28 protein-coding genes are annotated in these 26,910 nt (G+C 69.9%); 11 read left to right on the top strand and 17 right to left on the bottom strand.

What is annotated here, in order from left to right:
• Positions 1–94: 94 nt before the first annotated feature.
• The 3 genes from ACWGO6_RS05140 to ACWGO6_RS05130 are packed head-to-tail and all read right to left on the bottom strand — an operon-like array spanning position 95 to position 2,315.
• Entirely contained in the window at positions 95–868 is a 774-nt protein-coding gene (locus tag ACWGO6_RS05140) for an arsenate reductase/protein-tyrosine-phosphatase family protein (protein ID WP_452326024.1), read from the bottom strand.
• Entirely contained in the window at positions 865–1,335 is a 471-nt protein-coding gene (locus ACWGO6_RS05135) for a VanZ family protein (RefSeq protein WP_136042826.1), read from the bottom strand. The genes ACWGO6_RS05140 and ACWGO6_RS05135 overlap by 4 nt, the downstream gene beginning before the upstream one ends.
• A 35-nt stretch (positions 1,336–1,370) precedes the next feature.
• Positions 1,371–2,315, bottom strand: coding sequence for a Ppx/GppA phosphatase family protein (locus tag ACWGO6_RS05130; protein WP_452326023.1), 945 nt, complete (start codon positions 2,313–2,315; stop codon positions 1,371–1,373).
• Between the two features lie 147 nt (positions 2,316–2,462).
• Here ACWGO6_RS05130 and ACWGO6_RS05125 point away from each other — a divergent pair, with 147 nt between their 5' ends.
• From ACWGO6_RS05125 to ACWGO6_RS05075, 11 genes are all read left to right on the top strand, one after another.
• Positions 2,463–3,950, top strand: coding sequence for a dicarboxylate/amino acid:cation symporter (locus ACWGO6_RS05125; protein ID WP_136042824.1), 1,488 nt, complete (start codon positions 2,463–2,465; stop codon positions 3,948–3,950).
• Positions 3,947–4,825, top strand: coding sequence for a fibronectin type III domain-containing protein (locus ACWGO6_RS05120; RefSeq protein WP_452326022.1), 879 nt, complete (start codon positions 3,947–3,949; stop codon positions 4,823–4,825). The genes ACWGO6_RS05125 and ACWGO6_RS05120 overlap by 4 nt, the downstream gene beginning before the upstream one ends.
• A gap of 40 nt (positions 4,826–4,865) precedes the next feature.
• The gene (locus tag ACWGO6_RS05115; protein WP_452326021.1) at positions 4,866–6,968 is read left to right on the top strand and encodes a fibronectin type III domain-containing protein; all 2,103 of its coding nucleotides are present in this window, start codon (positions 4,866–4,868) and stop codon (positions 6,966–6,968) included.
• 85 nt (positions 6,969–7,053) lie between these two features.
• Positions 7,054–8,007: a type I pantothenate kinase gene (gene coaA / locus ACWGO6_RS05110; protein ID WP_136042821.1), complete on the top strand. Its 954-nt coding sequence runs from the start codon at positions 7,054–7,056 to the stop codon at positions 8,005–8,007.
• Positions 8,008–8,070: 63 nt separating this feature from the next.
• Complete coding sequence (glmS, locus tag ACWGO6_RS05105) at positions 8,071–9,918, top strand: glutamine--fructose-6-phosphate transaminase (isomerizing) (protein ID WP_136042820.1); 1,848 nt, start codon at positions 8,071–8,073, stop codon at positions 9,916–9,918.
• A gap of 94 nt (positions 9,919–10,012) precedes the next feature.
• Complete coding sequence (locus ACWGO6_RS05100; RefSeq protein ID WP_091035074.1) at positions 10,013–10,372, top strand: holo-ACP synthase; 360 nt, start codon at positions 10,013–10,015, stop codon at positions 10,370–10,372.
• Positions 10,369–11,475: an alanine racemase gene (gene alr / locus ACWGO6_RS05095; RefSeq protein ID WP_452326020.1), complete on the top strand. Its 1,107-nt coding sequence runs from the start codon at positions 10,369–10,371 to the stop codon at positions 11,473–11,475. Before ACWGO6_RS05100 ends, alr begins: the two co-directional genes overlap by 4 nt.
• A complete protein-coding gene (tsaE, locus tag ACWGO6_RS05090; RefSeq protein ID WP_452326019.1) occupies positions 11,472–11,969 on the top strand; it encodes a tRNA (adenosine(37)-N6)-threonylcarbamoyltransferase complex ATPase subunit type 1 TsaE in 498 nt (165 codons plus the stop codon). Before alr ends, tsaE begins: the two co-directional genes overlap by 4 nt.
• The gene (locus ACWGO6_RS05085) at positions 11,966–12,775 is read left to right on the top strand and encodes a response regulator transcription factor (RefSeq protein ID WP_452326018.1); all 810 of its coding nucleotides are present in this window, start codon (positions 11,966–11,968) and stop codon (positions 12,773–12,775) included. Before tsaE ends, ACWGO6_RS05085 begins: the two co-directional genes overlap by 4 nt.
• A 206-nt stretch (positions 12,776–12,981) precedes the next feature.
• Positions 12,982–14,577: an ATP-binding protein gene (locus ACWGO6_RS05080; protein ID WP_452326017.1), complete on the top strand. Its 1,596-nt coding sequence runs from the start codon at positions 12,982–12,984 to the stop codon at positions 14,575–14,577.
• Entirely contained in the window at positions 14,574–15,713 is a 1,140-nt protein-coding gene (locus tag ACWGO6_RS05075) for a hypothetical protein (protein WP_452326016.1), read from the top strand. The genes ACWGO6_RS05080 and ACWGO6_RS05075 overlap by 4 nt, the downstream gene beginning before the upstream one ends.
• Positions 15,714–15,735: 22 nt before the next feature.
• Here the strand turns inward: ACWGO6_RS05075 and csrA are convergent, their stop codons facing one another.
• From csrA to ACWGO6_RS05005, 14 genes are all read right to left on the bottom strand, one after another.
• Entirely contained in the window at positions 15,736–15,987 is a 252-nt protein-coding gene (gene csrA, locus ACWGO6_RS05070; RefSeq protein ID WP_105711647.1) for a carbon storage regulator CsrA, read from the bottom strand.
• Between the two features lie 4 nt (positions 15,988–15,991).
• Positions 15,992–18,052, bottom strand: a complete 2,061-nt coding sequence (locus tag ACWGO6_RS05065; RefSeq protein ID WP_452326015.1) for a flagellar biosynthesis protein FlhA — start codon at positions 18,050–18,052, stop codon at positions 15,992–15,994.
• A complete protein-coding gene (locus ACWGO6_RS05060) occupies positions 18,049–19,140 on the bottom strand; it encodes an EscU/YscU/HrcU family type III secretion system export apparatus switch protein (RefSeq protein WP_452326014.1) in 1,092 nt (363 codons plus the stop codon). Before ACWGO6_RS05060 ends, ACWGO6_RS05065 begins: the two co-directional genes overlap by 4 nt.
• Complete coding sequence (locus ACWGO6_RS05055; protein WP_452326013.1) at positions 19,137–19,898, bottom strand: flagellar biosynthetic protein FliR; 762 nt, start codon at positions 19,896–19,898, stop codon at positions 19,137–19,139. The genes ACWGO6_RS05060 and ACWGO6_RS05055 overlap by 4 nt, the downstream gene beginning before the upstream one ends.
• Before the next feature lie 4 nt (positions 19,899–19,902).
• Positions 19,903–20,175, bottom strand: coding sequence for a flagellar biosynthesis protein FliQ (gene fliQ, locus ACWGO6_RS05050; protein ID WP_017828226.1), 273 nt, complete (start codon positions 20,173–20,175; stop codon positions 19,903–19,905).
• Positions 20,172–20,987 (bottom strand): flagellar type III secretion system pore protein FliP, encoded by an 816-nt coding sequence (gene fliP, locus ACWGO6_RS05045; RefSeq protein WP_136042809.1) that lies wholly within the window; start codon positions 20,985–20,987, stop codon positions 20,172–20,174. Before fliP ends, fliQ begins: the two co-directional genes overlap by 4 nt.
• On the bottom strand, positions 20,984–21,448 hold the full coding sequence (locus ACWGO6_RS05040) for a FliO/MopB family protein (protein WP_452326012.1): 465 nt from the start codon (positions 21,446–21,448) through the stop codon (positions 20,984–20,986). Before ACWGO6_RS05040 ends, fliP begins: the two co-directional genes overlap by 4 nt.
• A 32-nt stretch (positions 21,449–21,480) precedes the next feature.
• A complete protein-coding gene (gene fliN, locus ACWGO6_RS05035; RefSeq protein WP_136042807.1) occupies positions 21,481–22,140 on the bottom strand; it encodes a flagellar motor switch protein FliN in 660 nt (219 codons plus the stop codon).
• Positions 22,137–23,069 carry a flagellar motor switch protein FliM gene (locus tag ACWGO6_RS05030; protein ID WP_136042806.1) on the bottom strand — a complete coding sequence of 311 codons (933 nt, stop codon included), beginning with the start codon at positions 23,067–23,069 and terminating at the stop codon, positions 22,137–22,139. The genes fliN and ACWGO6_RS05030 overlap by 4 nt, the downstream gene beginning before the upstream one ends.
• Positions 23,070–23,115: 46 nt before the next feature.
• On the bottom strand, positions 23,116–23,925 hold the full coding sequence (locus ACWGO6_RS05025) for a flagellar motor protein MotB (RefSeq protein WP_452326011.1): 810 nt from the start codon (positions 23,923–23,925) through the stop codon (positions 23,116–23,118).
• Positions 23,922–24,731, bottom strand: coding sequence for a motility protein A (locus ACWGO6_RS05020; protein WP_136042804.1), 810 nt, complete (start codon positions 24,729–24,731; stop codon positions 23,922–23,924). Before ACWGO6_RS05020 ends, ACWGO6_RS05025 begins: the two co-directional genes overlap by 4 nt.
• Positions 24,731–24,973 carry a flagellar FlbD family protein gene (locus tag ACWGO6_RS05015; RefSeq protein WP_136042803.1) on the bottom strand — a complete coding sequence of 81 codons (243 nt, stop codon included), beginning with the start codon at positions 24,971–24,973 and terminating at the stop codon, positions 24,731–24,733. Before ACWGO6_RS05015 ends, ACWGO6_RS05020 begins: the two co-directional genes overlap by 1 nt.
• A 297-nt stretch (positions 24,974–25,270) precedes the next feature.
• The gene (locus tag ACWGO6_RS05010; RefSeq protein ID WP_452326010.1) at positions 25,271–26,431 is read right to left on the bottom strand and encodes a flagellar hook protein FlgE; all 1,161 of its coding nucleotides are present in this window, start codon (positions 26,429–26,431) and stop codon (positions 25,271–25,273) included.
• Positions 26,432–26,459: 28 nt separating this feature from the next.
• A complete protein-coding gene (locus ACWGO6_RS05005; protein ID WP_452326009.1) occupies positions 26,460–26,897 on the bottom strand; it encodes a flagellar hook capping FlgD N-terminal domain-containing protein in 438 nt (145 codons plus the stop codon).
• Positions 26,898–26,910: the final 13 nt, after the last annotated feature.

Raw genomic sequence — 26,910 nt, 5'->3', positions numbered from 1 at the left:
CTCTTCATCCCCTCGCACATCCCGCGGGGAGGTCGGGATGCAGACATGAGAATGAGCATACGGCGAACACCTCTCCGCCGGAGTCGCACACGGCTCACTTCAGAGCAGCACGCACGATGCGTTCGACCTCGACCAGTGCGGGAGTCAGCTCCGCCGCGGAACGGGCGTAGGTCTCGCGGGACCGACGATACGGGTCGATCACGTCATCGTCCTCGCCCGAGGAGGGCGTGACCCCGCGCTGATCGTTGACCGCGCGCAGCACAGCGGCGAATCGATCGTGAGGGGACGAGCCGGCTGCATCGGCCGCAGCGCGGGCGTCGTCAGTGCTCAACGTCGACGCGAGGCGGGCGAACTCGCGGACCGTGAACGTGCGACGAAGCCGATTCGGCATCATCTTGACCACGTGCGACCGATGCTCGCGCGCCATGGTGAGCACGAGGTCGGCGTCCTGGAGGAGAGGCTCGACCAGGTATCGGGCCAGATGGGCGGATGCCGTCGCGGGATCGACGCCGGCCTGCGCGGCCAGCTCGAGAGCCTGCTCGGGCATGCCGTGACCCACGAGGGCGTGGGTCCCCGCGCTGTGCACGCGCACTCCGAGGGGTTCGAGGTCGGCCCGCAGCATGACCTCGGCGAGCGGCGACCGGCAGATGTTGCCGGTGCACACGGTGAGGATGGTGAGCTGCGACGTCGGAGCGTCCGACTCCGGTGCGCCCAGGATCGCGGCGAGGGGTGCGGAATCCTCTGCGGGGGTCGACGCGGGAACGACGGGTGCGGACGGCCCGTCCGTGGCGGTGGCGGAGTTCTGTCGCTCGCGCCATTCCCGGCGGCTCATACCTGCCGGGGGTCCATCGTCGTGCGGGGGGTTCACGCCACCAGCCTAGGGCTCCTCGCGGGCCGGGCCGGCAGGATCAGGACGAGCAGGGCCGCGATCACGCCGCCCACGAGCGTTCCGAGACTGTTCGCGATCACATCGGAGATCGTGGGGAATCGCGAGGGCATGAGCCCCTGGACCGACTCGATCAGACCGCTCATCAGCGCGCCGATCAGCACGACCTGCCACAGTCGCAGGCGCGACCAGGCGAACGGGAGCAGGAACCCCACCGGGACGAAGAGCGCGACGTTCGCGAGGAACTCGAACACCACGGCGCTCTGATAGTAGGGAGCGATGCCGGCTTCCGACACCCACCGGGCCATCACCCCGACCAGACCGGTGACCTTCGCCGAGACGTTCGCCGGCAGCCACACCGTGAAGCCGATGAAGAGCAGGTAGCCGACGAGTGCGATCCGGGCCGTCGCAGCCCCGGCGCGGACGGGAGCAGCGGTGGCGGAGGGCATGCCGTCATGGTAGCCGCGGCACCCCGGTGCGGCTCTCAGCTTCGGTCGTCGCTCCAGCTCAACTGCTCGATGTAGCGCAGCAGCACACCCTCGCGCAGCGCCCACGGCGACACCTCGAGCTCCTCCACCTTCAGCGCCGTCATCGCGGCATGCAGCGACACCGCCGCCGCCACGATCTGGAACGTGCGATCCGGGGTGATGCCGGGAAGCTCCTGCCGAGCCGACGCGGGCAGCCGCGCCAGCCGCGGGATCCACGAGCCCAGCGATGCCCGGGGGAGGAGCATTCGTTCGGTCCCCGACCACCCGGGCGCCGGGTAGCCGACCAGCCGCGCCAGGGAGCGGATGGCCTTCGACGAGCCGACGACGTGGTCTGGCCGGGGGAGCGCGGCGAACTGCGGCAGGACCGCGGCGAGCGTCTCGGCCGCGTGGATGCGCAGCTTCTCGACATCAGCCTCGCCTGGTGGGTCGTTCGGCAGGAATTGCACGGTCATGCGTCCGGCACCGAGGGGCACGGATGCCGCGGCATCGGGCATCTCCTCCGCGCCCGCGGCGATCTCCAGCGACCCTCCGCCGATGTCGAGGAGCAGCAGCTGTCCCGCCGACCAGCCGACCCAGCGGCGCACGGCGAGGAACGTCAGCTCGGCCTCGGTCTCGCCGTCGAGCACCTGGAGCGGCTGCCCGAGAGCCGCCTCGATGCGGGCGATCACCTCGGCTCCGTTGCGCGCGTCGCGCACCGCGCTCGTGGCCGTCGCGAGCAGCGCATCCACCCGTTCGGTCTCGGCGACGCGGCGGGCCTGCGCGACCGCGGCTTCGAGCGCGACCACGCCCTCCTCCGAGATCGCGCCGTCGGGCGTGAGGTAGCGCATGAGGCGCAGCACCGTCCTGTCGCTCGTCGTCGCGAGCGGACGTCCACCGGGGCGGACGTCGGCCGCCAGCATGTGGACGGTGTTGGATCCGATGTCGAGGACTCCCAGGCGCACGGGAAGAGACTACTCGCGCCCGGAGCCGTCATCGCGCTCGTATCGTATGGCTGCCCTCGGGAACAGGGCGCCGACACGGTTCGTCACACATGGCAACAGATCGACCTGCCCGAAATGCGACTCACAGCAGATCGATAATCTCGCGCCATGCCCGACAGCACCGTCCTCCTGCCCATCGCAGCGCTCGCCGTCACCGTCGTCGCGTTCGTCGGCATCGCCCTGCTGCGTCGCCGCGGTGCGGGATTCACCTCGCTCGTCCTGATCGCGCTGGGTGTCGGCATCGGGATCGGGATCGCCTTCCGCGACGGTCTCGAGTACGTCGCCGTGCTGGGCGACCTCTACGTGCAGGTGATCACGGCGATCGTGGCTCCGCTGATATTCATCTCGATCCTCTCCAGCGTCACCTCGCTGGGCTCGGCCGTGAAGCTGCGCACGATCGGGTTGTCGAGCGCCTTCTGGCTGCTCCTCACCAACGCGATCGCCATCGTCCTCACCCTCGCCATCGCGCTGAGCGTCGGACTCGGCCAAGGCGTGCAGCTCGATCTGCAGGAGGGCAGCGGCGACACGCTGACCGGGCTGATCAAGCCGCTCGACGAGGTGCTGCTCGGCCTGTTCCCCTCGAACATCGCCGGCGACTTCGTCAGCAACAACATCACCGGCATCATCCTGTTCGCCCTGCTCTTCGCCGTCGCCTACCTGGTGGCCAATAGGGGGGACGACCCGAACCTGCGCTCGTTCAAGAGCGTGATCGACGGGACCAAGAAGGTCATCATGACCGCGGTGGGCTTCATCATCGAGCTCACCCCGTATGCGGTGCTCGCCCTCGTGGCCACGACGACCGCGACCGCCGTCACGCGCATCGAGACCGTGCTCGCGCTGCTCCTGGTGCTCGTGCTGGCGCTCGGGATCGCGTTCATCGACGCCTACGTCGTGAACGGCGTCCTGCTCCGGGTGTTCGCCGACGTGAATCCGATCCGGTGGTTCCGGCTGCTGACCCCCGCCCAGTACACCGCGTTCACGACCCAGTCGAGTGTGGGGACGCTTCCGCTGACCATCCCCACCCTCACCCGTAAGGTCGGCGTTCCCGAGGACGTGGCCGCGTTCACCGCCCCGATCGGCACGACCATCGGGATGCCGGGATGCGCCGGCATCTGGCCGATCATCGTCGCCGTCTTCTCGATCAACGTCCTCGGCATCCAGTACTCGGCATGGGACTACGTGGCGCTCGCCGGCTTGTGCCTGCTCGTCTCGCTCGGCACCGCCGGTGTTCCCGGGACCGCGATCATCACCGCCACCGCGGTGCTCAGCGCATCCGGATTGCCCGTCGAGGTGCTGGTCGTGCTCATCCCCATCAGCGCCGTCGCCGGGACCGCGTCGACCATGGCCAACGTCACCGCTGCGGCGACGGTGGCGACGATCGTCGCCCGCCGCCTCGGAAAGCTCGACGACGCCGTCTTCCGGGGCGAGCGTCCGCCCGTCGAGAGCCCGGCCGAGCCCGTCTCCCGACGCGAGCGCCGCCGTGCCCAGACCGGTCCCACACCCGTCGTCTCCGACCTCGGCATCCCCGCCGACCTCCCCATCGGGCAGTGCGAGCTGCCCGCCGCCCGTCCGATCCACGAGAGAGTCTCCCGATGAAATCCGTCCGCCGTTCCCGGCTGCTGTCCGCCCTCGCGGTCTCCGCCGCGTTCCTGCTCGCCCCGATCGCGATCCCGACCGCCGCTCACGCCGCGGGCGACGTCTGCGACCTGTGCTCGATCAACTTCGACCTGGGAGCCTGCGAGGGCCTCGGCGGCTACCCCTACGACTCGACGGTGGAGGCGCCCCCGGCGGCGATCTCCGGCGGTGGCGGAGGCGCGCCCAAGCCCGCGCCTGCTCCTGCCCCCGCTCCCGCGCCGAAGCCGGCACCCGCCCCGGCTCCCGCACCCAAGCCCGCGCAGCCGCCCGCGACGGGCAACGACAAGCCCGCGGCCGGCACGTCGAACTCCACTTCCACCACGACCACGAACACGAGCACGGAGAAGGCAGCGGTCGCGGCTACCGTTCCGACGGCGCCGACCGGCCTCTCCCACGAGGTCGACGGAGCGACGCTCGCCCTCGCCTGGACGGCTCCGGCCGACGGCGGCTCCGCGCTCACCGGCTACAAGCTGATCCTGAACGAGGGCACGCCGATCGCCCTTCCGGCAGATGCCACCGAGTACGAGATCGAGCTCGGCGAGGGCACGTACGACCTCACGCTGATCGCGACGAACGCCGTGGGCGATTCGCCCGCGTCTGAGTCGATCGAGGGCGTCGAGATCGCCGCCGAGGAGCCGGAGACGGCGGAGACCGCGAAGCCCGCCGCCGCCGATGCGCCCGTGCAAGCCGGGATCCCGCTGGCGGCGCCGCTGACGCTCGGCGGCATCGTCATCATCGCCGGCGGGCTGCTCACCTGGTGGTGGCTGCGTCGTCGCGCGACGATCGGTGCGTCCGTCCCGGCCGCGGCATCCGACGACGGCACCCCCATCCTCTGACCCGAACACACACACGTAGCGAGAACAGGAAACCCTCAACATGTCCACAGCAGCACGAGGCAGACGCCTCGCCGCCGGGTCCGTCATCGCGGCTCTCGTCGCGGGCGGAGCCGTGGGGCTCACCGCCCTCCCGGCAGCAGCCGCCCCCGCCCCCGCCCCGGCGCTCGACTACTTCGCCGACACCATCCCCGGCCTCCGCGCCGGCTCGGTGTTCGAGTCCGTGACGTTCGAGCGGTTCGAGAGCCTCCTGAACAGCGACGGCACGTACGCCTTCCTGCTCGGCGGTCCGAGCGACGCGACCACACTCGCCACCGCGGCGCAGATCGACCAGGTCGCCCAGCAGTACGGCGTGGATGCGATCTACACGTTCGATCCGCTCCTGGACGGCGAGTCCGTCGACATCCGCACCTTCGTGACGGGAGTGGCCGGCGAGGCCGCCGGCGCGCTCTACACGCGCCTCGTCGACGGCTACCTGAACAAGGACGCGACTCCGGAGTTCGGCGCGGGGACCGACCCCTACCTCTTCGTCTACGACGGCGACCGGCAGGTGGCGGGCGTCGAGGACCGCATCGTGGCCTCGCTCGGCGGCACCGAGGACACCACCTCGGCGGCGACGGACGGATACCGACAGAAGGTGGCGTCGGTGTTCGACGCGGTCGCGGTGAACGGTCAGGCGAAGCTGGACACGCAGTCGCAGTACGAGTTCTTCTCGACCGCGGTCAACTCCCGCCACCGTGCGGCGTACAGCAGCAACCTCGCCGCCTACGGCGAGACCATCTTCACGGACGCGGACGCCGAAGACTTCGTGCTCCAGTCGATCACATACCCCGAGCTCGTCGACCTGCTCGAGTCGGACGGGGAGCACACGATCCTGTTCGGCGGCACCTGGTGCCACAACACCCGCGCCGTGATCCGCGACGTGAACCACAAGGCCGCGGAGTCCGGCGTGCAGACCGTGTACATGTTCGACCTGCGCCTGGACGGCTGGAGCGGGGCGAACGCGCACATCCGCGACACCAACTCGTCGATCGCCCATCTCTACGGCGACCTGGTGCAGAAGCACCTCCCGAACCTCAAGACGCAGTACGTGCTCGACGGCAGTGCCGGTCAGCGCGTCGAATACCACCCCGGCGGCGACACCTCCGCCGCGAAGGTGGCCGCCCGCAAGCTGCAGGTCCCGTACCTGTTCGACTACGACGGCTCCGCAACGGCGGCCCCCGTCACGAAGAACTGGATCCAGGACAACGGCCAGGCCGGCTTCCGCGAGTACATGACCGAGTGGTGGTGGATCTCCGACCTGCAGGGCCCCGCGAAGCGGCCGAACCAGACGGATGAGCAGTACGCGGCCGGCCGCGCGACGAGCCTCGCGTTCGCCGACGAGGCGCTCGTGAAGCTCGACGAGTTCTTCGGCCTGGGCGTCGAGCCCGTGGCGACCGCTCCCGCAGCGCCGTCGGCTCCGACGGTGACCGCCGTGGGCGATGCGGTCACGGTCAGCTGGGCCGCGCCGGCATCCGACGGCGGATCGCCGCTCACCGGGTACTCCGTCACGCTCGGCTCGACCACCGTCGCCATCGCGGCCGGGGTCACCAGCCACACCTTCACCGGGGTCGCGGTCGGCACCCACACGGCATCCGTGACGGCGCTGAACTCGGTCGGCAGCTCGCCGGCTTCCGCCACCGCTTCCGTCGTCGTCGGCGGCGACCAGCCCGGCGAAGGCGGGCCGGGCGGCGGCGAGGAGGGCGAGCTCCCCGAGGCGGGGGAGCCCTCGGTCACCGTGACCGGCGACCTGCGTCCCGGTGGCGAGATCCGGGTCGAGGGAGCAGGTATCGACCCCGAATCCGACGCCGTGCGCATCGAGCTGCACTCCGTGCCCACCGTGCTCGGCAGCACGACCGCCGCGGCCGACGGCACGTTCGCGCTGAACGCCACGATCCCGGCATCCATCCCGGCCGGTGGCCACGCGGTCGTCGTGTTCGTGGACGGCGTCGAGGTGGCTCGCACCTCCGTGACGCTGGCCGCATCGGGTCTGGCGAACACGGGAGCCGATGCCGGGCTGCTGATCGCGGGCGGCGTGACCGCCCTGGTGCTGCTCGGCGCCGGCGGACTGCTGATGTCTCGCCGTCGGGCTGCGTCGGCATCCTGACGCACGCACGTCGCGCCCGGACGCCCCTTCCCTCCCGCGGGGGAAGGGGCGTCCGGCGCATCCCGGGCGCGAGCACGCGGATACGATGTACTCCGTGACCACCGTCGACCCCACGCTGCCGCTGTCGCCCTATCGGGAGATCGGCCGCGCGGAATGGGCCCGGCTCGCCGCCGGACTGGAGCAACCGCTCACCGAGACCGAGGTCGTGGAGCTGCGCGGCATCGGCGACCGGCTCTCCCTCACCGAGGTGCGCGAGGTGTACCTGCCGCTGAGTCGTCTACTCAGCCTCTATGCGACCGCGACCAAGCGTCTGGGGGCGGCGACCTCGTCGTTCCTCCAGGAGGACGACACCACCACCCCGTTCGTCGTCGGCGTCGCCGGATCGGTCGCGGTCGGCAAGTCGACCATCGCGCGCCTGCTGCGCGAGCTCATGAGCCGTTGGCCCGGCACGCCGCGCGTCGAGCTGGTGACCACCGACGGCTTCCTCTATCCGAACGCCGAGCTCGAGCGTCGCGGGATCATGGACCGCAAGGGCTTCCCGGAGTCGTACGACCGCCGCGCGCTGATCGAGTTCCTGACGAACGTGAAGAGCGGTGCGACCGAGGTGCGCGCCCCGTTCTATTCGCACATGCGCTACGACATCGTGCCGGACGCCAACGTCGTGGTCCGTCGTCCCGACGTCGTCATCGTCGAGGGACTCAACGTGCTCCAGCCGCCGCCGGCCCCGAACGACGTCGCCGTGAGCGACCTGTTCGACTTCTCGATCTTCGTCGACGCCGAGACCTCGCACATCGAGAAGTGGTACGTCGACCGCTTCCTCGCCCTGCGTCAGGCCGCGTTCGCGAATCCCTCCTCCTACTTCAACGTGTTCGCGCACCTCACGGACGAGGAGGCGATCACGACGGCGCTCGGATATTGGAATGAGATCAACATGCCCAACCTCGTCGAGAACGTGATGCCGACGCGGCACCGTGCGCGACTGGTGCTGCGCAAGGGCGCGGATCACGACGTGGAGAGCGTTCTGCTGCGCAAACTCTGAGCGCCGTCGGGGGCGGGAGAATGTACGGACGACTCGCAAAAAACCCGCCTTACTCTTGATCCCATGTGTGGAATCGTCGGATACGTGGGCCCGCGCCCCAGCCAGGACATCCTTCTCGCCGGTCTCGCCCGGCTCGAGTACCGCGGCTATGACTCCGCGGGTGTCGCCGTGATCGACGGCGACGGCTCGCTCGGCATGCGCAAGAAGGCGGGCAAGCTCGCCATGCTGCGCGACTCGCTCGCCGACGCGCCGCTGCCCGACGGGTCGACCGGCATCGGTCACACCCGCTGGGCGACGCACGGCGGCCCGACCGACGTCAACGCGCACCCGCACCTGGCCGACGACGACAAGCTCGCGGTCATCCACAACGGCATCATCGAGAACTTCTCGGCCCTGCGCGAAGAGCTGCTCGCCGACGGCGTGGTGTTCCGCAGCGAGACCGACACCGAGGTCGCGGCCGCTCTGCTCGGGCGCGAGTACGCCGGCAACGGCGGCGACCTGCAGCTGGCTTTCCGCAGCGTCGTCAACCGCCTCGAAGGCGCCTTCACCCTCCTCGCGATGCACCAGGACCACCCGGGCCTCGTGGTCGGCGCCCGCCGCAACTCCCCGCTCGTGATCGGGCTCGGCGAGGGCGAGAACTTCCTCGGCTCCGATGTCGCCGCGTTCATCGAATACACCCGCAAGGCGCTGTCGATCGGACAGGACCAGATCGTCTCGATCACGCCGGAGGCCGTCACGGTCACCGACTTCGCCGGCACGCCCGTCGAGGCGGAGCCGTTCGACGTGTCGTGGGACGCCGCCGCCGCCGAGAAGGGCGGATGGTCGAGCTTCATGGCCAAGGAGGTCTCCGAGCAGCCCGAGGCCGTCGCGAACACGATCCGCGGACGCATCCAGGACGGCCAGGTCGTCATCCCCGAGCTCGACGGACTCGACGAGCTGTTCATCGGCATCAACCGCGTCATCATCACCGCCTGCGGCACCGCGTCCTATGCGGCGCTCGTCGGCAAGTACGCGATCGAGCAGTGGGCGCGCGTCGCGGTCGACGTCGAGCTCGCGCACGAGTTCCGCTACCGTGACCCGGTGATCGGAGCCGACACGCTCGTCGTCTCGATCAGCCAGTCCGGCGAGACCATGGACACGCTGATGGCCGTGAAGTACGCCCGCGAGCGCGGCGCACGCACGCTGTCGGTCTGCAACACGCAGGGCGCCACGATCCCGCGCGAGTCGGACGCCGTCGTCTACACCCACGCCGGACCCGAGGTCGCCGTCGCCTCGACCAAGGCGTTCTCGGCGCAGATCACCGCGCTGCTGCTGCTCGGCCTGCACATGGGCCGTGTGCGCGGGGCGATCGCCGACGCATCGACCGACGTGGCCGAGCTCGCAGCTCTCCCGGAGAAGATCGCGAAGGTCCTCGAGAGTGAGCAGGAGCACGTCACCCAGCTGGCCGGCTGGATGGCCGACACCCGTTCGGTGCTGTTCCTCGGTCGCCACGTGGGCTACCCGATCGCGCTCGAGGGTGCGCTCAAGCTCAAGGAGATCTCGTACATCCACGCCGAGGGCTTCGCCGCCGGCGAGCTCAAGCACGGACCGATCGCTCTCATCGAGCCGGGACAGCCGGTGTTCGTGCTGGTGCCGTCTCCGCGTCACTCCGCGCTCGTGCACTCCAAGGTCGTCTCGAACATCCAGGAGATCCGCGCCCGCGGCGCCCGCGTGATCGTGATCGCCGAAGAGGGCGACGCCGCCGTGCTGCCGTTCGCCGACGAGGTCATCCACATCCCGCTGGCCGGCGCGATGTTCGAGCCGCTGCTCGCCGTCGTCCCGCTGCAGATCTTCGCGATGGCGCTCGCCACCGCCAAGGGACTCGACGTCGACCAGCCCCGCAACCTCGCGAAGTCGGTCACGGTCGAGTAAGCCCCTCGACGCATCGCTGCGAATGGCCTCGTTTCCACGGAAACGAGGCCATTCGCACGATTCCGCCGGGATACAGGATCGGTAGGCTGAACGAGTGATCATCGGCACCGGCATCGACCTCGTGGACATCCCGCGATTCGAGCGGACGATGGCCCGCACGCCGCGCCTCCGGGAGCGGCTCTTCGCCCCCTCCGAGCGCACGCTGCGTCTTCCCTCGCTCGCGGCGAGATATGCCGCCAAAGAGGCGCTCATCAAGGCGCTCGGCGGTTCCGACGGCGTGCACTGGACCGAGATCGAGATCGCCTCCGAGCCGTCCGGCCGCCCGCACTTCGTCCTCACCGGTTCGACCGCCGCTGTCGTCGAGGAGCGGGGCATCCGCACGCTGCATCTGACCCTCACCCACGACGCCGGTCTCGCCGCGGCGTTCGTCGTCGCCGAAGGAGCCCCGCTGTGACCGTCCCCTTCCGCGAGGCGACCATCGACCTCGATGCCATCGCCGACAACGTGCGGCACTTCCGCCGACTCACCGGCGTCGAGGTCATCGCCGTCATCAAAGCCAACGCCTACGGGCACGGTGCTGCGGCCACCGCGGTCGCCGCACTCTCCGCCGGTGCCACGCGCCTCGGCGTCGCCGAGATCCCCGAAGCGCTCGAACTGCGCAGGCAGGGCGTGCACGCGCCCCTCATGGCGTGGCTGCACGCACCGGGGGAGAGGTTCGAGCACGCGGCCGCACAGGACATCGAGATCGGCATCTCCTCCTTCGACCAGCTCGAAGCGGCAGCCGCGGCCGCCTCGGTCGACCGCCCCGTGGGCGTGCACCTGAAGTTCGAGACCGGACTCTCGCGCAACGGCATCGCCCCGGCCGACTGGGGGCGCGTGCTCGCCGAGGCCGCACGCTTGGAACGCATCGGACGGCTGCGCATCGTCGGGCTGTTCAGCCATCTCTCGAACACCTCCGCGGACGACGACAGGGCGGCGCTCGCGAAGTTCGAGGAGGGCGTCGCCGCGGCGGCATCGTTCGGCATCCATCCGGAGATCCGCCACATCGCCGCCACCGCCGCGGCCATCGACCTGCCCGAGATGCGACTCGACGCCGTGCGCATCGGTGTCGGCCTGTACGGCCTGTCTCCGTTCGACGACCGCAGCTCCGCCGAGCTCGGATTGCGACCCGCCATGACGCTCCGCGGAGCGATCGCCGCCGTGCGCCGCGTGCCGGCGGGTACGGGCGTCTCCTACGGCTACGACCACCGCACCGACCGCGACACGACACTGGTGCTCGTTCCGCTCGGATACGCCGACGGCGTGCCGCGGAGCGCATCGGGGAAGCTCCCCGTCTCGATCGGCGGACGCCGTTTCGTGAACGTCGGGCGGATCGCGATGGATCAGTTCGTCGTCGACGTCGGCGACACCCCGGTCTCGATCGGCGACGAGGTCGTGCTCTTCGGCGACCCCACCCTCGGCGCGCCCTCCGCCGCCGATTGGGCTGCGGCGGCCGACACCATCAACTACGAGATCGTCACGCGCATCGGCCCCCGAGTTCCCCGGCGGGCATCATGAGCGTCGACCCGGCCTTCCTCGGCCGACGGGAGATCGCGACGACCGAGGCGATGGAACAGCTGGGGTTCCGCATCGGCGAGCAGCTGGAGGCGGGTGACCTCCTGATCCTCACCGGCCCCCTCGGCGCCGGGAAGACCACCTTCACCCGCGGTCTCGCCGAGGGACTCGGGGTGCGCGGGCCCGTGCAGAGCCCGACCTTCGTGATCGCACGCACCCATCCGTCCCTCATCGGCCGGGCCCCGCTCGTGCACGTCGACGCCTACCGCCTCGGGTCGGCAGCCGAGCTCGACGACCTCGACCTGGACCTGGAGCACTCGGTGGTCGTGATCGAGTGGGGACGCGGCATGGCGGAAGAGCTCGCCGATTCATGGTGGGACATCGAGCTGGAGCGGCCGGTCGGCACCTCCGACCTCGATCCCGCCGAGCTCGATCCCGCGGAGCTCGACGCCGACGCCCCGCGGATCGTGACCATCGTGCGCGAGGAGATCACGTGACGGCGGCTGAGCGAACCCCGCTCGTCGCGGTCATCATCGAAGACGACCCCGGGGTCCGCTCGCTCCTGGACGAGGTGTTCCTCGCCGCCGGATTCGAGACCCACCTCGCCGGGTCCGGCCCGGAGGGCATCGCAGCGATCGAGCAGCACCGCCCCGTGATCACCACGCTCGACATCAATCTCCCCGGCATCGACGGGTTCGAGGTCGCCCGACGCATCCGCCGGGTGAGCGACACCTTCATCATCATGCTGTCTGCGCTCTCCGACGAGTCGGACGTGGTCCTGGGGCTCACCTCCGGTGCCGACGAATACCTCGTCAAGCCGTTCCGGCCGCGGGAGCTGCGCGCGCGCATCCAGGCGCTCCTCCGGCGCCCCCACATCGCCGAGATCCACCCGGACACCTCGCCGGCCCCGACCCCGACCGTCGAGCACGAGCCGTCGACCGAAGGCGCCACCGTCCTGACGTGGCGAGGTCTGGTGCACCGCGACCTCAGCCTCGACCTGGACACGCATCTCGTGCTGGTCGGGCAGAAGCGGATCGACCTCACGCCGACCGAGTTCGACCTGCTCGCGGCGATCCTCGATGCCCGGCTCCGAGTGCTCAGCAAGGCGGATCTCGCGCGCGGACTGCGGGGCGCACCCGACGGCGCGAACGACTACGTGAGCGAACCCGACAAACGCGCGATCGAGACGCACATCGCGAATCTGCGGCGCAAACTCGGCGACAGCTCGTCGAGACCGCGCTACATCGAGACCGTGCGCGGAGTCGGCTACCGACTCGCCTCTGCCGACGACAGATCGGGCTGACCGGGGCGGAGCCGCGGTTCCCCAACCGCGGCCCCGATGCCTGCGAATCCCCATTCGCGTGGCCCCAGCTTCTGCGCTATTCCCCAGTCGCAGCGTCGGCCCCCACGTATGAATCTAGGGGTGCGGAGCCGCCTGAAGAGCGGGCTTGTCCGTTCTTTGAGTAATCTTGCGTTAAAGCTGAGGTTCTTGGGGGAGGGCGAGCGTCGATGATCCGCACCGTGTCGATCTGGCGCTGGCAATTGGTCTTCACCGGCAGCATGGTGGCCATCGTCGTGATGGTCGCCGCCTTCAAACCCCAGACCCTCGGAGTCCCCCTGTTCCTGGCGGGGATCACGCTCATCGTGGTCACGACTCTGGCGGCACTGCTCGTCCCCTGGCACCGTCTCCCGCGGACCGCCGTGACCGTCGTGCCCTTCCTCGACGCGCTCGCGGTCGGCCTCACCACCAACGCCCCCGACCTCCGGCTCGGCTTCCTCTGGGTGTTCCCGGTGGTCTGGCTGGCATCGTACTTCTCGATGCCCTGGGTGGTCGCCGGCATCGCCTTCATCAGCCTCTGCCTGGTGCTGTTCGCCGAACGCACCGGCACCCCGGCCGACGTGCTGCTGCGCGTCCTCACCGCGGTCATCACCCTGGGCTTCCTCGGCGTGACGGTGCGGATCGGGGCTCAGCGTGCGCGCGCCTCCCGGCGTCTGCTCCAACGGCGCTCGGAGCAGATCAACCGTGCCGCCGAGCGCGCGGAGACCAACCAGCAGCGGGTGACGCAGATCATCGACGCACTCGGGGTGGCGCTCGCCGTGGTCACGGCGGAGGGACGCATCCTGCAGATGAACGATGCCTACCGGGCCCTGTACGGGCGCGACCGCTTCGGTGCCGCACTGCCCACCGCGGCCGTCGAATACGACGGACGGCGCGGCGCGACAGTGCCACCGGAGCGCACGACGCTCGCTCGTGCGGCGCGAGGTGAGAAGCTGCAGGACGAGAGGGTCTGGCTGTTCGACGGCACCGGGCAGTGGCACGCGCTCGAGGTGACCACGCAGGCGGTGGCCAGCGCGAGAGCGAGCGATCAGATCACCCTCGTCATCATCGACGACGTCACGATGCTTCTGGAAGCAGCCGAGGAGCGGCGCGCGCTCACCGCGATCGTCTCGCACGAGCTGCGCAACCCGCTGACCGCGATCGTCGGCCATGTCGACCTGCTGCGCGAGCGCGAAGACCTCCCCGGTCGCGTGCCCGCGCAGCTCGAGGTCATCGCGAACGCGGGAGAGCGGATGCAGGAACTCGTCACGAACATGTTGGACCAGACGGGACGACCGGCGGAGGACCCGTTCGAGCCGGTGGACCTTCGTCAGGTATTCGAGGCCGCCGCCGCATCCTCCGCCCCGCTGATCACCGCCAACCGTCAGCGACTGGAGGTCACCGGCGTGGACTCGCTGGTGATCTACGGCGATGCGTTCCGGCTCCGTCAGGTGCTCGACAATCTGCTCGGCAACGCCGTCAAGTACACGCCGTCAGGCGGAAGCATCACGGCACGGTTGCGCGCGATGGGTGCGCAGGCCGAACTCGTCCTCTCCGACACGGGTATGGGTGTCGCACCGGACGAGCTTCCGCGACTGTTCCAGCCGTACTTCCGCTCCGACGGCGCCATCCGCGGCGGCATCGCCGGCACCGGTCTCGGCATGGGGATCGCCCGCGAGATCGTGGTCGCGCATGACGGCAGCATCGACGTCGCGAGCGAGCTCGGGCAGGGCACCACCATCACACTCCGCTTCCCCCGCCGTCGCAGGAAAGAGGTGCAGGCATGACGCCTCTCGTACCCGTCAACGTCGACATCACCACGAGCATGGTGGCGGTGGTGACCGTGTTGACCGCCCTGGTGCTGGGGCTGGCCACACTCGCCCGTCCGTCGCGGGCCACGATCGTCTGGGGAACGGCCTTCGGCCTCGGCATGCTCGGCGCCTACCTCTGGCTCGCCGGTCACCAGAGCGACTTCCAGCCGCTGCGCAGCGCGGCATCTGCTCTCCTGCTGTGCGTCGAGCCCTTGATCTGGCTCGGCCTTCGGATGCACTTCGGTCGGCGTGCTCCCTGGTGGCCCGTGCTGACATTCGTGGCCACCGCTCTCGTGCTGCTCGTCGCGACCTCCGACACGGCGTGGTACCTGCCTTCCTTCCACCTCGTCTTCCTCGGCAGCGGCGTCTTCGCCGGGCTGGTCGCCTATGAGCTGCTCCGTGGGCATCCGGTCACGCGAGACATCGTGCTGCCCCTCGCGCTGGCGTCGTGCGGCTTCGTCGTGGTGGCGGTCGCCAGCGCGATCAGCGCGCTCGCGGTGGGCCCTGCGAGCACCGATGAGCAGCTGAGCGCTCTGCGGGGCATGAACGCCGTCGGCACGCTCATCGTGAGTACCTGCGCGGCCTTCACGCTGGTGCTGCTGGTGCGGGTGGGAGCGCCGCAGCAGACCGAGGCCGACGGCGTCGCCCAGCGGGCTCGTCGCAGGCTCCGGAAAGCCGAGGCCCAGAACGATCACGGCTGGTCGGTGCTCGAGGTGCGCCTGGACGACCCCGCCGACCTTCGCGAGGCCACGACCGGCTCGGAGTTCGCCCGCATCGTCGATCGCTTCCACGCCGACATCGAGGAGGCCCTCCCGCCTCTCGCCGACGCCGAGCGGGTCGATGACGGCCGGGCGATCGTGGTGATCCGCGCCAGCGACGAGGCCGTCCGATTCCACATCCGGGCGGTGCTGAGCCGCATCTCCGACATCGATCGCGATGGTGCGGTCGACGGCATCCGCTGCTCGGCCAGCATCGGATGGGCGGCGGCGGACACCTGCGGTTACGACTACGACGCGCTCGTGGCGGAGGCGGCACGCGCGGCCGGACGCGCGCGTGAGGCGGGTGGCGACCAGTGGAAGCGGGCGACAGGGGTGGGCGCCGCCTCCGCCTGATCGGCGAGTGCGGCCGCGCCGATTAGGACGGGCGGGACTCGCGGCCCCTGGCGAGGGCGGCGACGATCGCGTCCTCGGCATCGGCTCCGGTCTCGGCCGCGGCCGACACGTTCTCGGCGACCACGGCTTCGATGATCTCGGTGCGCTGGATGCGCGTCTCTCGCGGCGCCTTCACGCCGATGCGCACGCTGTCGCCTTTGATCTCGAGCAGCGTGATCTCGATGTCGCCGTCGATGCGCACGCTCTCACCGATCCGCCTCGTCAAAACCAGCATTCGTTCAGCCTACTGCCGCGGAGACGGCGCCGATCGACGGCGCAGGCGCATCGCGGACGACACCGACCGTCTCGATCGTCAGCGCGGCGGAGGTCGCCTCCGTGTAGGAGAGCACCGGGAGGCCGTCGGTCTGTGCGGACACGAGTCGTCGCACCGCGGGACGCAGCGACGGGGCGCACACCAGCACCGGTTCGCCGCCTTCGCGCACCGAGGAGACGGCCTGCTTCACCGACTCGACGACGGATTCCATGCGCTGCGGGTCGAAGACGATCTGCGTGCCGTCGTCGCCGGGGCGCAGGTTCTCGAGCATGGCCTGCTCGAGGAGCGGATTGATCATCACCACGCGCAGGATGCCCGCATCGGCGAAGCGCGCGGCGATCGCGGGTCCGAGCGCGGCTCGTGCCGCCTCGATCAGCCCCTCGGGATCGGTCGACGTCCTCGCCCGCAACGCCAGCGCCTCGTAGATGCGGCTGAGGTCGTTGATCGGCACCCGCTCGGCGAGCAGGCCCTGGAGCACGCGCTGGATCTCGGCGAGGGACAGCAGCGCGGGAGTGAGCTCCTCGACGGCGGCCGGGGACGCCTGCTTGAGGGCGTCGGTGAGCTGACGGACATCCTCCCGGCTCAACAGTCGCGCGGCATGGGCATGGATGACGCTGGAGAGGTGCGTGATGATGACGCTGGCCCGGTCGATCACGGTGGCCCCGGCGAACTCGGCGCTGTGCCGCATCTCCAGGGGGATCCACTTGCCCTCCAGGCCGAAGACCGGGTCGAGGGTCGCCGTGCCCGGGAGCGACTCCAGGCCCTGTCCGAGCGCGAGCACAGACCCGACGGGGGCCGTGCCCCTCCCGGTCTCGACGCCGGCGATGCGGATGACGTACGTCGACTGCGCGAGCTCGATGCTGTCGCGCGTGCGCACCGGCGGGGTGATCAGGCCGAGGTCGAGGGCGATCCGACGCCGGAGCGCCTTCACCCGTGCCAGGAGGTCGTCCGGGCCGCCCGTGACCAGATCGACGATGTCGGGGGAGAGGAGGATCTCGAGCGGGTGCACGCGCATCTTCTCGATCAGCTCCTCCGGCTGGTCGGCCGGTAGGGCGGACGGCGTCTGGGCCGCGATCGCCTCCTCGCGCTGCTGGTTCGCTTTGATGCGCTGCGCCACGAACAGCAGGAGGGCGCCGATCGCGACGAACGGCAGCATCGGCATGTGCGGGATCAGCGACATGATGATCGCGGCGCATCCCGCGATGATGAGCGCGTTGCGGGACTGGCCGAGCTGCGCCGACGCCGCCGTCCCCATCTCGGCCTCGGCCGTGGAGCGGGTGACGATCATGCCGGTGGAGACGGCCATCAGCAGCGCGGGGATCTGCGTGACGAGCCCGTCGCCGATCGTGAGGAGGCTGTAGGTGCTCACGGCCTCGTCGATCGACATGCCGTGCTGCACGAGGCCGATCGCGATGCCGCCGACGATGTTGATGATGATGATGACGAGTCCGGCGATCGCATCGCCCTTCACGAACTTCGACGCACCGTCCATCGCGCCGTAGAAGTCGGCCTCGGCCGCGACCTCCGCGCGGCGCTCGCGCGCCTCGGCATCGGTGATGAGCCCGGCGTTGAGGTCAGCGTCGATCGCCATCTGCTTGCCGGGCATGGCGTCGAGGGTGAACCGCGCGCCGACCTCCGCCACGCGCTCCGCACCCTTGGTGACGACCACGAACTGGATGACGACCAGGATGAGGAACACCACGGCGCCGATGATGAGGGAGCCGCCGACGGCGATCGCGCCGAACGCTTCGATCACCTGCCCCGCATACGCCTCGCCGAGCACGAGTCGGGTCGAGGCGACGTTGAGCCCGAGTCGGAACAGCGTCGCCACCAGCAGCAGCGAGGGGAACACCGAGAAGTCGAGCGGCTTCTTCACGAACATCGACGTGAGCAGGATCACGAGGGCGAACATGATGTTCAGGATGATGAGGATGTCGAGCAGGAACGGCGGCACCGGGACGACGAGCAGCATGATGATGCCGACGACCCCGATGGGCACCATGAGCTTGACGAACAGCTGTCTCATGCGGTCCTCCGGTAGGGAAGGGTGTGGATGCCGCGGGCGGCGCCGCGCCGACGCAGGGCGTCGACGAACACGAGCACGCGCGCGACGGCGATGTACAGGTCTTCGGGGATCTCCTGGCCGAGCTCGCACGCGGCGTGCAGGGCGCGGGCGAGCGTGATCTCGCGCACGAGGGGCACACCGGCGCGCACGGCCTCGTCGCGGATGCGCTCCGCGATCACGCCGCTGCCCTTCGCGACGACCTTGGGGGCCGCGCGACCGGGCTCGTACCGGAGGGCGATCGCGATGTGCGTCGGGTTGACGACGACCACATCCGACCCCGCGACCGCGGCGATCATGCGGTTGCGGCTGACGGCGAGCTGCCGGGAGCGTCGCTGCTGACGGATCAGGGGGTCGCCCTCGGAGCTCTTGTTCTCGTCGCGGATCTCGCGCTTGGTCATGCGGGTGTGCTTGCGGTTGCGGCGCATCACGACGAACATGTCGATCGCGGCGAGGACCAGCCCCACGGCGATCGCGGTCTGCAGCAGGGCGGCCGTGCCCTCGGCCGCCGTGCCGAGCAGGCGCGAGATCGAATGGGCGCCGCTGGCGGTGAGCACCGGCATCAGCCCCGCGATGACGACCCAGAGCGCGAGGCCGATCGCCGCGGTCTTCAGGAGCGCCTTGGCGCCCTCCCACAGCGCCTGCAGCCCGAACACGCGACGGATGCCGGTGACGATGTTGAACTGCTCGAAACGTCCGGTGAGCGGTTTCAGGTGCACGCCGCCCTGCACGACGGCGCCGATCAGCGTGACGATCGCGACGGCGGCGAGCATCACCGCGAGGGTCGGCAGCACCGAGGCCAGACCGCGTCCGAGCGCGCCGAGCGCCGCCTCCGGCGTGGGGCTGAACACCAGGGAGGTGACCGTGAGGAGCTGCTCCGTTCCGGCCGCAGCACCGAGCGCGATGGCCGCCGGCATGGCGATGGCCGCGGCACCGATGCCGAGCCACGCCGTGAGGTCCTGGCTGCGTGACAGGCGCCCCTTCTTGCGGGCCTCGTTGAGGTGCTTGTCGGTCGCCTTCTCGCTGCGTTCGCCGGTGTCGGTGCCGCTCACTCGTGCACCCCCTGCATCATCTTCAGCGCCTGCCCGGAGAGGGCGTCGACGATGCCGGGGAGCACGGCGTACACGGCGCCGGCGAGCAGCAGGGTGAGCAGGATCTTCACCGGGAAGCCCATCGCGAACGCGTTGAGCGCGGGAGCGACGCGGGTGATCAGTCCGAGCCCGACATCGGCGAGGAACAGCACCAGCACGAGCGGGCCGGCGATCTGCACGGCGGCCAGGACCATCTGCGACACCCCCTCGATGAGGAGTTCCGCCGGGGCCGCCACCTCGAAGATGCCGTCGACGGGCACCGCCTCGAAGCTGCGGGCGAGGCCGGCGAGGATGAGCTGGTATCCACCGGAGGCGAACAGCAGCGTCAGCGCGGTGATGTGGAACAGCCGGGTGAACTGGGCGCCGTTCACGAGCGAGTGCGGGTCGAAGGCCTGAGCCAGCTGGAAACCGCCGAACACGTCGATCAGGCTGCCGGCGGCCTGCAGAGCCGAGAAGCAGAGCAGCACGAGGAAGCCGAGGAGCGCTCCGGTGAGCACCTGCAGCACCAGGGCGCCGAGGAAGGGCCCGGTGTCGAGGTTCTCGTAGCCGGGAGCGACGGCCGTGCCCGCGGCGAGGGACAGGCCGATCGCGAGCATCGCCTTCACCCGCACCGGGATCGCCCCGTAGGAGAACGGCGGGGCGATCATGATGAACGCCGTGATGCGCACCGCGGCGAGCATGGTCGCCTCGAGCCACGCGAAGTCGATGGGGATGTACACGTCGTCACCCGCTCAGCAGCGAGGGGATGCGGGCGAACATCTCGTTCGTGAAGGCGATCATCTCGGCGATCATCCAGTTGCCGGCGATGAGCAGTGCGATACCCACGGCGACGATCTTCGGCACGAACGACAGCGTCACCTCCTGCACCTGGGTGATGGACTGCAGCAGCGAGATCGCGAAACCCACCACGAGCGCCGTGACGAGCACCGGGGCGGCCAGTTTCGCCGCGATGATCAGGCCCTGGGTGCCGATGTCGATGACCGCTTCCGGGCTCATCCCACACCTCCGTAACTCTCCAGCAGGGCGCGGATGATGAGCCCCCAGCCGTCGACGAGGATGAACAGCAGGATCTTGAAGGGGAGCGAGATCATGACGGGCGGCAGCATCATCATGCCCATCGACATCAGCGCGGCGGCGACGACCAGGTCGATGACCAGGAACGGGATGAAGATGACGAAGCCGATGATGAAGGCGGCTCGCAGCTCGGAGATCATGAACGCGGGGATGAGCGTGTACATCGGCACGCTCGAGGGATCCTCGGGGTTGGGCTGGCCCGCCATCCGAGTCATCAGGGCGAGGTCCTCTTCGCGCGTGAAGCGCAGCATCCACTCCTGCAGCGGCAGCTGACCGACGTCGATCGCCTGAGTGAACGTGAGCGTGCCGTCGATGTACGGCTGCACGGCGACCGTGTTGATCTCGGTCAGCACCGGCCACATGATGAACAGCGACAGGAAGAGCGAGAGCCCGGCCAGCACCTGGTTCGGCGGGATCGTGGGCAGAGACAGGGCGTTCCTGGTCATCGCCAGCACGACGAAGATCTTCGTGAACGACGACATCATCAGCAGGAGCGCGGGGGCGACCGAGAGCAGCGTGATGCCCAGCAGCGTCAGGATCGATCCCGAAGGGCCGCCGTCGACGCCGTTGATGTCGATCGTGACGCCCTCGCCCGGGTCGTCGGGGGTGACCTCGGCGTGGGCGGCGGTGCCGGAGAGCAGCGTGAGCGCCGCGACCAGGACGAGGGCTGCGACGAGGATCAGTGCGACACGTCGCAGCGCGCGGCCGTCGACGACCCCACGGGACGCGCTCATCGCGTGCGCCGGATGGCCTCGGCGGTCTGGCGCCAGGTTTCGGGGGAGAGGATGGAGCCGCGCAGCGGATCGTTCCGGTGACGGACGCGCCGCTGCGGAGTGGGACCCGCCGGTGATGCCGCGGCCGTCTCGGTCCGAGCGGTCGCGGCGAGGATGCGGTCGAACTCCTCGGCATCGGATGCCGCCTCCGACGTCGCCGCCGACCACACGGGACGGGTGTCCTCGTCGGGCTGAGCCGCGGCCTTCACCGGCAGCTTGTCGACCACGCTCACGCCGTGCTCGGTGACACCGAGGACGTAGCGGGCGTCCTCCGTCTGGACCACGACGACCTGCGCCTTCGGACCCACGCCCTGCCGCCCGAGCACCGTGATCACCTCACCGTCGCGACGACGGGCCTGCGTGCGCGCGACGCGACGCTGCAGGAACCACAGCACCCCGAGCACTGCGGCGAGCGAGAGCACGACCCGCAGGCCGAGCAGGAGGTCGTCCAGGGTCAGGCCTCGACGTTCTCGAGGATGCGGGTGATCCGCACCGCGTAGTCCTGGTCGACCACGACCACCTCGCCGTGCGCGATGATGCGGCCGTTGAGCTTGATGTCGGCCGGCGCGCCGGCGGAGCGGTCGAGTTCGACGATGCGGCCCGGCTCCAGGTCGAGCACGTCGCGCACCGCCATCCGGGTGCGGCCGATCTCGACCGTGAGCTCCATCTCGACGCCGGCGATGCGGTGCAGTCGGCGGGACGGGCTCGATGCCGCTGCCGGGGTGCGCGTGACGACGACGGCGAGGCGGCCGATCGTGCGGTCCGTGTCGTCCTGCAGGTCGAACAGCTGCGCCGACGGGTTCGAGAAGAGCGGAGAGGCGTCGCCGATCACGGCCTCGCCCAGCGCGCCGGCTCCCAGCGCGCTCGTGGAGGCTTCCAGGGCATCGCGCAGACGGTCGGCCAGGGGCGCGCCCGCGAGTCCGTCGACCAGGGTCTCGGGGTCGAAGAGCTGCACGGCGAGCTGCGCGCTCGCCTCGCCGACGAACTGCACGATCACGGCGTCGCCGGTGTCTCCGGAGACCTGCGAGGCGCGAGCGGTCAGTGCAGCCGCGGTCGGCAGCGACGCGGCGAAGGCGGCGGCGACGGCGGACTCATAGGTGGTGGTGCTGGTCACGCGGGCTCCTCGGCGAAGACGGGATCGGGGACGGTGGTGGCGACGACGCACGCGAGACGGGCGCCGGCGCTGCCCACGGCGGCGGTGGCGACGGTCTGATCGCCCACGGCGAGCAGCATCGGGCGGTCGGCGGAGTGCGGGAAGGAGACGATGTCGCCGACGGCGAGGTCGAGCACCTCGCGGGGGAGCACCGCGCGCGGAGCGAGCCGCAGCGAGAGCTCGACGGGGGAGACCTCGACCTGGCGTCGGACCAGCCCGGGCGCTGCGGCGCGGTCGGCGTCGGAGGTGCGCACGGTGAAGCCGGCGAGGACCGACGCCGGCAGCATGACGCTCACCGGCACCGCCCGGCCCGCGAGGCGCATCGAGAAGCGGGCGACGATGACCGGTTCGCCCGATGCCGCGACCTGCGCGAACTGCGAGCTGTACTGGATGCCGCTCACGGTCACACCGGCGGGGAGCAGTCCGTCGAGGGAGCCGGTCAGGTGGTCGAGCGCGTCGACGATGAGCGAGCGGATCAGCGCCTGCTCGATCGGGGTGAAGGTGCGGTCCTCCGACGTCGACGATGCGCGCCCGCCGACCATCTGCACGATCCAGGTCGTGGCAGCGGAGGTCGGCAGCTGCACGATGAGCCGCTCGTCGGAATCGGGCAGTGCGCACACGATGAGGGTCGTCGTGGTCGGCAGCGAGGCGGCGTACTCGCCGTAGGTCAACATCCCGACATGCTCGACGGCGATGGTGGCACGCACGTGGATCTTCGCCGAGAGCTGCGCCGACCACTGCCGGGAGAACGTCTCGAAGGCCAGCTCCAGGGCGCGGGTGTGCTCGCGCGAGAGGGTCGCCGAACGGCCGAAGTCGTACACCTCGACTTCGGCGGTCTTCGTCGCCGTCGCTGTGCGCACGTCGGAGCGCACGCTGTCCTCGATCACCACGAACCCGACTATCGGGCGGTGATCGGCGTGCGTTAGGCGGGAACGGTCAGGAGGACGGCTGCGCGGCCTGCGCTTCGGGGATGAGTGCTCGCACCTCCTCCTTCGCATCCGAGAGGACGACGATGTCGACGCGCCGGTTCTGGGCCAGCGCCGCGGGCGAGGAACCCGCCGCGACGGGCCGCGTGTCGCCGAACCCGACCGACTTCAGGTGCCCCGGCGGCAGCCCGGACGACTCGACGAGGTGCCGCAGCACCTGGGTGGATCGGCCGGCCGAGAGCTCCCAGTTCGTCGGGAACGGGGCGACCGATCCGCGGACGTCGGCGTGACCTTCGACCGAGATCTCGTTCGGGGCGGTGACCAGGACCGAGCCGAGTGCATCGAGCACCAGAACCGCCTTCGAGCTGAGGGTGGTGCTGTTCGTGGTGAAGAACGTCTCGGCGCTGACGAGTCCGATCGTCAGGCCCCGCTCGTCGATCGTGAAGGTGACGTCGGCTTCGAGGCCGTTCTCGGCGAGCACCTGGCGCAGACGCTCACGGAGGGCGGAGAGCTCGTCGAACTCGGTCTGCGCGGCCGCCAGGTCGACGTCGGCGAAGTCCTCGCCCTTCTCGTCGACCAGCTCCGGAGGGACGACGACCCCGGTGACGGCATCCACGTCCTCCGACGGCTCCTGACCGAACCCGGTCGCGAGGGAGGCGCTGAGCGCCTCGAACTTCTCCTGGTCGACCGTCGACATCGCGAACAGCACGATGAACATGCACATCAGCACGGTCACCATGTCCATGTAGGACGCCATCCACCGCTCGTCCGGACCGCTGTGCTCCTCCTGGGGCACGCGGCGACGGGCCCGGACGCTCATGACCCCTGCTCCGTCTCCTCGGGTTCCGAGGTGCGAGCCTTCCGGCCGGAGCGGGCGGAGGGGCGCTCGGACACGAGGGCGCGCAGACGTTCGCCGACGAACTGCGGCGGGGCGCCGGCCTGTACGGCCAGCATGCCCTCCATGAGCACGGTCATGCGTTCGAGCTCGAGCTCGCCGAGACGCTGGAGACGTCCGCCGATGGGCAGCCAGATGAAGTTGGCCGACAGGAGACCCCACAGCGTCGCCACGAATGCCGTCGCGATCATGGGACCGAGGGTGTCCGGCTTGTCGAGCTTCTCCAGCACATGCGTGAGGGAGACGACCGTGCCGATGATGCCGACCGTTGGCGCGAAGCCGCCGAGCGTCATGTAGAAGCGTGAGGCGGTGCGGTTACGGGCAGCGGTCGAGGTGAGCTCATCCTCCAGCAGGGTTCGCAGGTCTTCGGCGTCCGTGCCGTCGGCGATGCTCTGCAGCGCCTGGCGCAGGAACGGGTCCTTCTCGTCCTCCAGCCCCTGCTCGAGGGCGAGGAGCCCTTCGGCGCGCGCCTTCTCGGCGTAGCCGACCACCGTGTCGATCATGCTCGACGCGGTGCGGCGCTCGCCGCGGAAGGCGCGGGGGAGCGACTTGACCGCATGCAGCGCATCGCGCACAGTGCCGCTCGCGATGCCGACGGCGATCGTGGCTCCGAAGACCAGCACCATCGGGGCGGGGATCAGCAGCGATCCGATGGTCGCGCCTTCGAGGTTGATCATGGCGATCAAAGCGCCGAACGCGAGGATCAGGCCGAGGATGAGGGACGGATCCATCAGAGACCGACCTCGGGAGTGCGGGAGTCGCCGTCGGGTGCGGCGATCAGGGCGGCAGCAGTGGCGAGCACTCCGGCCCGGAACCGGGTGATCTGCGCGATCACGTCGTCCATCGTCTCGGTGACGACGAACGTCGCACCGTCGACCATGATGAGCGTCGTGTCGGGCGTTGCCTGGACACGTTCGATCAGGTCGGGGTTCACCGCGAACCGGGAACGGTTCAGGCGCGTGAGGACGATCATGGGCTCCATCCTGGAAAGATCCGTCCGCGTTCCGGGGAGCGCGGACCCGACGGCCCGTCCTGGGCTGTCGGAGGTGACTGTCGGCCGGTAGGCGTCGAGCGTTAGCGACAGGACTCGCCGGGCCCGGAACCAGCGCGCTGGTGCCTTAACCCCGAGTACGGGCTCCGTTACTCGTGGTTAAGGGCGCTAAACCTTAGTTTCGAATGGAGCGTCCGTGATAGTGCCCGAACGCAGACCGGGAGGGCTCCCCGCGATCACGCGGAGAACCCTCCCGGGGAAGCAGCGAGCTGCCGCGACTCAGCGCTTGAGGTTCGTGAGCTCCTGCAGCACCTCGTCGCTCGTGGTGATGATGCGGGCGTTCGCCTGGAAACCGCGCTGGGCGACGATCAGGTTGGTGAACTCCTGCGAGAGGTCGACGTTCGACATCTCAAGCGCACCGCTGATGATGCCACCCAGTCCGTCGGTCCCGGCCTGACCGAGCGTCGGCTGGCCCGAGTTGCCGCTGGGACGGAACTGCGAGGACCCGGTCTTCTCCAGGCCGCCCGGGTTCACGAAGCCGGCCAGTGCGATGCGCGCGAGCACCTCGGTGTCGCCGTTGCTGAACGTGCCGACGAGGCTGCCGTCGTTCGTCAGGGCGTAGGAGCTCAGGGTGCCGGCCGGCTTGCCGTTCTGCTCCTTGATGGCGATGTCGCTGACGTCGGCGAAGCCGGTGACCGCCGACAGGTCGACCGTGATGCCGCCGGACACGATCGACGAGGCGCCCGCCTGCTTGCCGTCGGTGAAGGCCAGCGGGGTGCGCGCGCCGGCAGCATCGGTGACGTCCCAGCCGGCGGTCGTGCGGGTGAACGTGAGGCGCATCGAGGTCTCGGTGCCCTGTGCGTCGTAGGTCTTGATGTCGCGCACGAGCGTGTCGCCGATGGCCGCGCCCGAGGGCAGGTTGCCGGTCACCCGCGCGGTGGTCGTCGCGGCGGCGGGGCTCAGCGCGCCCACGGGGAGCGTGATGTCGCCGACGCCCTGACCGGGGACGATCGCTCCGTCGCGCGCGGTCCAGCCCTGCACGAGCGCGCCGTCGGCCGAGACCAGCTTGCCGCTCGCGTCGAACGAGAAGCCGCCGTTGCGGGTGTACAGCGTCTCGCCGCCGGAGCGGACCACGAAGAAGCCGTCGCCGGCGATCATGAGATCGGTGGGGACGCCGGTGGGCTGCGGTGCGCCCGAGGCGAAGTTGGTGCTGATGCCGGCGACCTGCACGCCGAGGCCGACCTGGGCGGGGTTCTGACCGCCGAGGTTCGTCTGCGGCATCATCGAGTTGCGCAGCAGCTGCGAGAGCGAATCCTGGAACTGCACGGCCGAGGCCTTGAAGCCGGTCGTGTTGACGTTGGCGATGTTGTTACCCGTGACGTCGAGCATGGTCTGGTGCGAGCGCAGGCCCGAGATTCCGGCGAAGAGGGAGCGGAGCATGGTGGTGCCTTTCTGGGTGCGGGGCTGATCAGGATTTGGGGACGAGGGAGACGCCGGAGACGGCGTCGAGGGCGATGGTGGCGTCGCCAATGATAACGAGGGGGACGGCGCCCGCATAGGAGACGGAGGTGACGATGCCCTTCTGAGTGACACCGTCTTCGTCGACGTACTGCGCTTCGTGGCCGATCAGGGCGGCGGCGGTCTGCCGCATGCTGAGCGCGAAGCTCTCGGTCGAGGTGGCCGACAGCGCGGTCAACTGCTCCATGGAGGCCAGCTGCGTGGTCTGCGAGATCATCTCGTTGGTGTTCATGGGAGAGCTGGGGTCCTGATTGGTCAGCTGGGTCACCAGCAGCTTCAGGAACACCTCCGAGTCGAGCGTCTTCTTGCGTTCGACCGGGGGCGTGGTGCTGCCGGTCTGCACGCCGCTGGGCGGGATGGTGCCGGTGATGGGGTCGACCGTGGTCATGGGGTTCCTCTCG

The sequence above is a fragment of the Microbacterium sp. NPDC055665 genome (assembly GCF_053618035.1).
Note: the sequence above shows the minus strand (reverse complement) of the source record. Positions and strands in the feature narration are given on the sequence as shown.